Origin of the sequence: Idiomarina sp. UBA4206, from assembly GCF_002383015.1 — a bacterium.
In the GTDB taxonomy this organism is placed as follows: Bacteria; Pseudomonadota; Gammaproteobacteria; order Enterobacterales; family Alteromonadaceae; genus Idiomarina; species Idiomarina abyssalis.
Window position 1 is genome coordinate 45890 of sequence record NZ_DFTS01000014.1, and the last position, 1836, is coordinate 47725.

Consider the following 1836-nt stretch of genomic DNA (forward strand, 5'->3'; position numbering starts at 1 on the left):
CGCGCTATTGCGCGGCCGTTTGCGTGGTCTGAGCAAAATTAAAAACGAGCAACGACAGCAACAGGTGCTGGAGCGGATAGCTGCCGACATTGAAACTGCCGAGCTGGAGTATCTGGAGCGGCAACAACAAAAGTTTCATATTAGTTACCCAGACGAATTACCGGTTGCTCAGCAGCGTAATGACATTAAGTCGGCCATTGAACAGAATCAGGTGGTGGTTATTGCCGGCGAAACCGGGTCGGGTAAAACCACCCAGTTACCGAAAATGTTGCTGGAACTGGGCTATGGCCGTAAAGGGACTATAGGTCACACGCAACCCCGGCGCTTAGCCGCACGCAGTGTAGCCGCCCGTATTGGTGAAGAACTGCAGGACCACAATAAAACTCAGGTTGGCTACAAAATACGGTTTCAGGATGAAACGGCACCAACCACGGCAATTAAGCTGATGACCGATGGCATGTTGTTGTCTGAATTGCAGCAAGATCCTCTGCTACTGCAATACGATGCCATTATTATCGATGAGGCTCATGAACGGAGCCTTAATATCGACTTTTTGTTGGGTGTACTGCATACGTTATTGCCTAAGCGACGCGATCTTAAACTGGTTATTACCTCAGCAACCATTGAAACTGAGCGTTTTTCAAAGCACTTTCATGACGCGCCCGTGTTGACAGTAACCGGGCGAACTTACCCCGTGGAGGTTCGGTATCGACCGCCCAAAGACGACGGGAAAGCAGCTGATGCAGACGTACTTCAGGGTGTTTGTGAAGCGGTAGAAGAGCTGCAACGTGAAAGTGAAGGGGACATTCTTATTTTTGCCAGTGGCGAACGGGAAATACGCGACTATGCGGAAGCTATTGGCGATTTGAAGTTGCGAAGTACAGAGGTTCTTCCTCTGTATGCGCGTTTGTCATCGCATGAGCAGAATCGGGTGTTTCAGGCGCACAGTCAACGCCGAGTGGTTATCGCCACAAACGTAGCAGAAACCTCATTAACGGTTCCGGGTATACGCTTTGTTATTGATCCGGGCACCGTGCGCATGAGCCGTTACAGTTACCGCACTAAAGTACAGCGCTTACCTATTGAACCTATTTCTCAAGCCAGTGCTAACCAGCGTAAAGGGCGTTGTGGGCGTATTGGCCCGGGTATTTGCATTCGCCTCTATAGCGAAGATGACTTTTTGCAGCGCCCGGAGTACACCGACCCTGAGATCCTTCGTACTAACTTAGCAGCTGTTATCTTGCAAATGTCGGCGTTACGGTTAGGTGATATTCGCCAGTTTCCTTTTGTCCAGAAGCCGGATGAACGCTTTGTTAAAGATGGTCTGAACCTGCTGGAGGAGCTGCACGCAATTGAGCCTGGGCGCAAAGCTGAGCGTCCACAGTTAACTGATACGGGCCGACAATTGTCACGACTGCCTCTGGACCCAAGATTAGCCAGAATGGTGCTGGCGGGGCAGCAATATGGCTGTGTGAGAGAAATGCTCGTAATTACCGCCGCGCTGAGTATTCAGGACCCGCGTGAGCGTCCCCACGACGCACAGCAAAAAGCGGATGAATGGCACCAGCGTTTTCGTGATAAAAGCTCCGACTTTATGGCCTTTTTAAACTTATGGAATTATATAAAAGAACAGCAAAAAGCGCTGTCAGGTAACCAATTCCGTAAACAGATGGGCCGTGAATTTATTCATTTTATGCGGCTGCGCGAGTGGCAGGACATTTATACACAAAGTCGGCAAACGGTTCGGGAGATGGGTTTATCCATTAACGATGAAGCCGCTACCTATGAGCAAGTGCATCGGGCTTTAATTGCTGGCTTATTGTCGCAGGTAGGCTT

At 49.9% G+C, this 1836-nt stretch carries 1 protein-coding gene; it reads left to right on the top strand.

Going from position 1 to position 1836, the window contains the following annotated elements; all coding sequences use genetic code 11:
* Positions 1-7: 7 nt before the first annotated feature.
* Positions 8-1836, top strand: a 1829-nt coding sequence (hrpA, locus tag B3180_RS02870; protein WP_286843033.1) for an ATP-dependent RNA helicase HrpA, incomplete at its 3' end; no start/stop codon positions are given.